The organism is uncultured Clostridium sp., from assembly GCF_947072515.1.
GTDB lineage: Bacteria > Bacillota > Clostridia > Clostridiales > Clostridiaceae > Clostridium.
Genome location: NZ_CAMTIG010000104.1, coordinates 1 through 6,388 on the forward strand (window position 1 = coordinate 1; position 6,388 = coordinate 6,388).

At 26.2% G+C, this 6,388-nt stretch carries 6 protein-coding genes and 1 pseudogene; 3 read left to right on the forward strand and 4 right to left on the reverse strand.

Translation table 11 applies throughout. The annotated features are described in order from the left end of the window. A pseudogene (locus Q0W06_RS18925) lies at positions 1 to 222 on the forward strand (hypothetical protein); the annotation flags it as partial. A 64-nt stretch (positions 223 to 286) separates the two neighbouring features. On the opposite strand, the gene Q0W06_RS18930 reads toward Q0W06_RS18925, so the two are convergent. Further along, positions 287 to 1,588, reverse strand: coding sequence for a pyrimidine-nucleoside phosphorylase (locus tag Q0W06_RS18930; RefSeq protein WP_297639537.1), 1,302 nt, complete (start codon positions 1,586 to 1,588; stop codon positions 287 to 289). Between the two features lie 111 nt (positions 1,589 to 1,699). Then, complete coding sequence (deoC, locus tag Q0W06_RS18935; protein WP_297639542.1) at positions 1,700 to 2,365, reverse strand: deoxyribose-phosphate aldolase; 666 nt, start codon at positions 2,363 to 2,365, stop codon at positions 1,700 to 1,702. A 356-nt stretch (positions 2,366 to 2,721) separates the two neighbouring features. On the opposite strand from deoC, the gene Q0W06_RS18940 reads away from it, so the two are divergent. Together Q0W06_RS18940 and Q0W06_RS18945 are read left to right on the forward strand one after the other, a co-directional pair. After that, entirely contained in the window at positions 2,722 to 3,063 is a 342-nt protein-coding gene (locus Q0W06_RS18940; RefSeq protein ID WP_297639544.1) for a hypothetical protein, read from the forward strand. Between the two features lie 30 nt (positions 3,064 to 3,093). Further along, entirely contained in the window at positions 3,094 to 4,080 is a 987-nt protein-coding gene (locus Q0W06_RS18945) for a hypothetical protein (protein WP_297639546.1), read from the forward strand. A 14-nt stretch (positions 4,081 to 4,094) separates the two neighbouring features. On the opposite strand, the gene Q0W06_RS18950 is transcribed toward Q0W06_RS18945, so the two are convergent. Both Q0W06_RS18950 and Q0W06_RS18955 read right to left on the reverse strand, forming a co-directional pair. Next, entirely contained in the window at positions 4,095 to 5,333 is a 1,239-nt protein-coding gene (locus Q0W06_RS18950) for a hypothetical protein (RefSeq protein ID WP_297639549.1), read from the reverse strand. 377 nt (positions 5,334 to 5,710) lie between these two features. Next, on the reverse strand, positions 5,711 to 6,388 hold a 678-nt coding region (locus Q0W06_RS18955), incomplete at its 5' end, for a prealbumin-like fold domain-containing protein (RefSeq protein WP_297639552.1).

Below are 6,388 nucleotides of genomic sequence, written 5' to 3' on the forward strand. Positions count from 1 at the left end.
TCAGTTCAATGTACAACACCAAACTCTATCTTAGAAAAGGATTCTTTTGAAATTGAAGACGAAGGAAATGTTTTTGAATTTAAGTGGGTTCCTCTAGATAAGTTAAAGGATATAGAGTTTTATCCTTTATTTATAAAAGATAGAATTTTAGATTTACCTAAATCAATAGAAAAAGTAGTAGATTTAGATAATAGACTTCTTTTAGATAAATCTAGATATTAAATAAGAGTGAAGTTAAAACCTCACTCTTATTTTTAATTTATTGAATTTTTCTATTTAAGCTAATTTATATAATCTTATAAATTAATGAAGCTTTTTCGCCTTTTTCTAATTTTATATTATATGCTTCTAACAGCTTTTCTTCTGCCTTTTTAAATTTTTCTTCATCACTTGCATAAAGAATTCCTATTATATCTCCTTTTTTAACTTTATCTCCAATCTTAGCTTTCAAGATAATTCCAGCACCATAATCTAAGTTATCCTGCTTAGTTTCTCTTCCAGCACCTGTCATAAGTGATGCAATTCCAACTTTTTCTGCATCTAAATCAAATATATATCCATCTTCTACAGCTCTTACTTCATGAGAAAGTGGACTTATTACAAGCTTTTCTGTATCTTCTATAACTGAATCATCTCCACCTTGATTTCTAACCAATTCTTTTAACTTTTCTAGAGCTTTTCCATTTTCTAAATTTTCTATAAGAAGTGATCTAGCTTCATCTATATTTTCTGCTAATTCACCCATCACAAGCATTTTACTTCCTAGTTGAAGACATAATTCTCTTAAATCTTCTGGTCCTTTTCCTTTTAATATTTCTACTACTTCTTTAACTTCTAAAGCATTCCCTATACAATATCCTAGTGGCTCTCCCATTAATGTTATAGCTGCTGAAGTCTTTTTTCCTAAAGATTCACCTATATCCACCATAGCTCTAGCTAAAAGCTCTGCATCCTCCTTAGTTTTCATAAATGCGCCTTCTCCATATTTAACATCTAAAAGAATACAATCTGAACCTGATGCAATTTTTTTACTCATTATACTCGCTGCAATAAGTGGAATACTATCTACTGTAGCTGTAACATCTCTTAAAGCATAAATTTTCTTGTCTGCTGGTACTAAATTTTGAGTTTGTCCTGCTATTACTAAACCTGACGTTTTTACTAACTCTTTAAATCTTTCTTCTGAAACCTCTATATTAAACCCTGGAATAGCTTCTAATTTATCTAAAGTTCCTCCAGTATGTCCAAGTCCTCTCCCTGAAAGCTTAGCTACTTTTCCTCCTGCTGCACAAACCATTGGAACTAAAATTAACGATGTCTTATCTCCAACTCCCCCTGTACTATGTTTATCAAGTTTTAGTCCTTCTATATCTTTTAAATCAACAACGTCACCTGAGTTAACCATGGCCATTGTAAGATTTGCTGTTTCTTCTCTATTTAATCCATTAAAATATATTGCCATTAAAAGAGCAGATACTTGATAATCTGGTATATTTTCTTTTGTATATCCTTCTATAAAAAAATCTATTTCTTCTTTTGTAAGAACCTCATTATTTCTTTTTTTCATTATTATATCGTACATTCTCATCTTTAAATCCCCCTTTTTAGTAAACGTATTCATTTATATTATTATTTATCCTTTATCTATTAAGAGCTATTGCGCAATTAATTTTGCACATTAGCTCTAATTAAATTTTTCCTAGTAACCTGTAACTTCTTCATTTTTCAATATTTTTATTATCGAACTAGTTCCAAGTCTACTTGCTCCTATATTTATAAACTCTTCTGCTGTAGCTAGATCTCTAACTCCACCAGCTGCTTTAATCTTTACATCTTTACCTATATTACTTGCAAAAAGTTTTAGATCTTCTGCTGTAGCACCACCAGTTCCAAATCCTGTTGAAGTTTTTATGTAGTCTGCACCTGATTCAGTAACAATCTTACACATTTTTATTTTTTCTTCTTCAGTTAGGAAGCATGTCTCAATTATAACTTTTAAGATTTTTTCTCCACAAGCTTTTTTAATAGATTTAATTTCTTCTAGAACTAAATCAAATTCACCATTTTTTACATATCCAAGATTTATAACCATATCGATTTCATCTGCGCCATTTCTTATTGCATCTTCTGTTTCAAAAACCTTAGTAGCAGTTGTCATATATCCATTTGGAAATCCAATGACTGTACATACCGCCATTTTACTTCCTACATATTCTTTAACTCTTTTTACATATGAAGGTGGTATACAAACTGATGCAACCTCATATTTTATAGCATCATCACATAAAGTTTTTATCTCATCAAAAGTTGAAGTAACTCCTAATAATGTATGATCTACCTTACTTGTAATATTTTTTTTATCCATTTATATTGCCCCTTTCAGTTTTTTAATAAAATAAAAAACCTTCTCTACTTTTTTAATAAAATTAACGCTTTATTAAATTATAGTATAATTTTCTACTTTTTTCTACTTTTTATTTTATCATAAATTCATATTTCATCTAATATACATACGTTTTCATATATCTTGAGCGTTTAGTTTACTCTTTCTTAAAATTAATCATTTTTTCTCTAATAAATTCTTAAAAAAGTTTTAGTATTCTTATAAATATATTTTTTTAATTTGTATAATTTTTGTTAAATTATCTGTTTATTTTAAAATTTATCCATGTCTTTTGTATAATTAATATAGATATTTATTATATATTGGAGGAGATTTTTATGATATCTATTTCTAGAAAAGGTGAATTTACAAATAATTTTAGAGATTACAAGATTATTATTGATAACACTTTTTATGGCACTTTAAATTGTGGTGAAATTAAAAATATTAATATTTCAGCTGGAAGGCATACTATCTATTTAAAAATTAATTCCTGTAGTAGCAATAAGCTTAATTTTTTTATTACTGATAAAGATACTTTAAAATTTGAATGTGGAAGTTCAATAACAGGTATAAAAGCAATTTTTTCTATTTTTTATATTACTTTTTTTAAAAATAAATATCTTTGGATTCATGAAAAAAACAAATATCTATTTCCTAACAATAAAGAATATTTTTAAACTCACTATATATTTGGAGGAATACTATTAATGATAACATTCAAAATAACTGATGATTATTTATCTTCACTAAAAAAAATACTTTTAAATTTATTTTTTTCAAAAGTAAAGCAATATAAATCCCGTTTTGCTTTTTTTCTCGTATTTTTTATTTTTTCTTTTGCTTTTTTATTTCAAAATCCTTATTCTCTTTTTGCTGAATACCTTTTCTCTCTTGCCATAGGTTGTACTATTATTTTAATTGGACTTTCTCTAACTTTAAAAAAATTTATAGATACTCTTAGCTTTTATAAATATACAGCAAGCTTAAATAATTTAATCTCTGAAACTAACTATTCTGCTGATACACTTGAAGAAAATTTTCTAACCTATTCCTATTATATTGAAGCTGATTGCTTAGTTTTTATACATGGTTTTAAGAAAATATATTTTAAAATACTTGATATAAAGAATATTTATGAAAAAAATAATCTTTTAATCATACATTTAAAGAAAACTTCTGCTTACATTCCTTTAGATGCATTTTCTTCAACAAAAGAAAAAGAAGCTTTTCTTACTAAATTAAAACTAGCTTCATCATCAGCTGTTGAAAACACTATTTCACCAGATAGTACTGCTGTTTCAACTAAAACTTTCTATATTCTTTCAAAAGGTGTATTTATAAGTTACTTCATAGGCTGCATAGAGTTTATTTCTGTACCGTTAATACTTTCTCTAATTTTTAATGACTCGCTCAATAATATTTTTCCAAATATAGTTCTAATAATTTTAATTTTTATTATGCTTATTAAACTTTCTTTTGAGTTTAAAACTCTTAACCTAACTTCTCGTTTTTTTAAATTCGGACGAAAATATTATACTATCACTACAGATGTTGAACACATTATTTTAACTAATGCTTTTGAAACTATTTATTTATATAAAAGACTTTCCAATATAAAAAACTTAAAACATTCTAGTAAATTAAATTATCTTTCTACATTTTACATTATTGGTGATTCTAATTTTTCAATATAAAAAGCTCTTCTTCATTACGAAGAAGAACTTTTTTCTATATTCTTATATATATTTCTATTCAGTCCACCAAAGAAATCTATTAAAACTATCCCTATAGCTATAGCTAATAATCCTGCTAACATAGGCATACTAACTAATTCGTAATACCATAAAAATTTCAACATTGATATAAATGCCACAAAATTTATAATTGCTGGAACTATAAACTTCCATTTCTGCTTTCTATTTATAAGTCCATATATTACTGAAAAAATACAAGCTAGATATATATATCGTTCATGCATACTCGGTAAAAAATAAACACATAACAATGATGATAGTAGTGAAAAATTTATTATATCATTGCTACCTAATTCCCTTCCCTTATGTATTACTATAAATAAAATCATTATAAATATTGCAAGTGTAAATAAAATTCCCGCTGTCTTTAACATATCATTTTGCCCACTGTAAAATAAAGAATAAATATTTGGCGTATCTATTTCTAAATTTTTATATTCTGTAGCTTGATTTAAATAAACGGTTATTATCTGGCTTAAAGGTCTTCCCATTAAAAGTGCTGGTATATACAACAAGAAATCCATAGCTAGTATCCAAAGAAAATGTAAAATTGAATATTTTCTATTAGTGAAATATAAAATTATTAAAACAGGCAATATAAATATTGCTTGAAGTTTAAATGCAAAGGCTATTCCAAGCATTATAAATCCTAAATTATATTTTTTTACTAATACAAAATATATAGTCATTATACAGAAAAATGTATATATACTATCACATTGGGCTCCTGCAGCACCATCTAAAATTACTTCTGGTAAAAATATAATCAAAATAAATATTATAGCTTGTATAAATTTCTTTGATTTATCCGCTTTAAATAATTCACCTATTAGTAACACCCCACTTAAGGCCAATGCATAATCAAAAATTATAGAAACGCTTTTAATTAATATTAAAGCATTTTGAGGAAATTTAGATATTATTGCTAAGATGTACAAATATGGTACATTATAATCTGATGGAACTGTTGCTATCCCTCTAAAACCACCATGAGTATTTAAATATGTAATCCAATCTTTTAAAAAGAATGTATAATCCCCTGATTGATAATTTTTGAAAGGTACTCTAATAAGTAATGAAACTATAATTAAAATCCCTATAAATATGCTAAAAGAATATTTATCTATCACTTTAAATATAGCTTTATCAACTATATTTTTATCTTTTATTTTTGGTATATTATTAAAACTCAAATTACTATTCCCTCCTTATCTTTAGTAGACCCTATTTATTATATAATTTAAATTGCAATTATTTATTAAATTAAAATTTCTTCATGTAATCTCCACATTGCACATCATTAATAATAATTATTATTTAATGTTTTTTATCCACTAATGTGCTATAATAATAATTGTAGTACGTCAATAAAAATTTCTATTTTTTTTAGTTTAGGAGGTATTCCTATGAGCTGATATAAATTAAAAATATATGAAGAGCTGAATTTAAATAAATAGTTTAAATTCAGCTCTTTGTATACTATTTATTGTCCTCTTTCACTTTTTTTATATTTTAGCTATAAAGTAAAAAGAAATGCATAAGCACTTCTTTTACTGTATAAATTTTAAAATTATTTTGCTAATTTTTTCTTTCTTCTTGTGTTTACTACTAATCCTACTATAGCAATTGCTAATAATCCGTATATTGGTAATTCACTTGCATCTCCAGTTTTTGGACTTAATCCTTGACTGCTACTGTTACTAGTTGTATTACTAGTATTTCCAGTTGTCTTGTTAGTATTGCTAGTGTTTCCTGTTGTCTTATTATTATTACTAGTTGTAGTATTATGTGTTGTAGATACTTGTTCAATTCGGCTGTCTTTTACTTTAACAGCTTGAACTTTTAGTGCATCTTGTGCATTTATATTTACGCTATAAATAGTATTATTTATATTGTATCCTTGTGGAGCCTTTATTTCTTTTACGTAATAAGTTCCCCATTCTAAATTGCTAAGAGATGCTATTCCATTAGCTCCTGTTGTAACTACTTCTTTATATCCATTTGGTCCTGTTACTGTAAATTCTGCTCCTTGAAGCTTCACAGTTCCATTTTCATTAGTCTTAGTTATTAAAATTTGTCCTAAGATTTTAGCATCTTTAAGGTTTACTAATTGCATTTTAGCTGCATCCTGTGCATCTATTTTAACTGTTTGAATTTCATTATTTAATGAATATCCAATTGGTGCTTTAGTTTCTTTTACAGTATAAGTTCCCCAAGCTAAATCTTTTAAGTTTGCTACACCATCTTT